General features: G+C 41.9%; 1 protein-coding gene. It reads right to left on the reverse strand.

Annotation, left to right across the window (positions count from 1 at the left end; translation table 11 throughout):
• Nucleotides 1–399: protein kinase domain-containing protein (locus D7X55_RS42235; RefSeq protein ID WP_147470549.1), on the reverse strand; the 399-nt coding region annotated here is incomplete at both ends.

Genomic DNA, 399 nt, shown 5'->3' on the forward strand with positions numbered 1-399 from the left:
GTTTAAAATCGCTCGAATAGTCTTGCCTGCCACATACTCCATCGTCATATATGGAGCCTCATTTGGCGAAATACCAAGATGGTAGACATTTACAATGTTCTGATGTCGAACTTGGCTAAGCGCCTGCGCCTCACGCACAAATCTTGCCCTATATTCTTCATCTGACGCTGTATCTTCGTGGAGTATTTTCAATGCAAGTATTCGCTTGCAATCGAGCTGCAAAGCCTTGAAAACTGTACCAATTCCGCCACTTCCAAGAATCTCCAGTATTTCGTACTTTCCATCGAAGATCTCACCGATTTTTGGAATTTTGCTCATAATCAGCGGCTTTGAGTTCTCTCTTTGACAAATTTGGGTTCGGCAAGCTATAAGAATGTCGATTTTGTATGAAAATAATCC

The sequence above is a fragment of the Corallococcus sp. AB049A genome, assembly GCF_003668885.1.
In the GTDB taxonomy this organism is placed as follows: domain Bacteria; phylum Myxococcota; class Myxococcia; order Myxococcales; family Myxococcaceae; genus Corallococcus; species Corallococcus interemptor.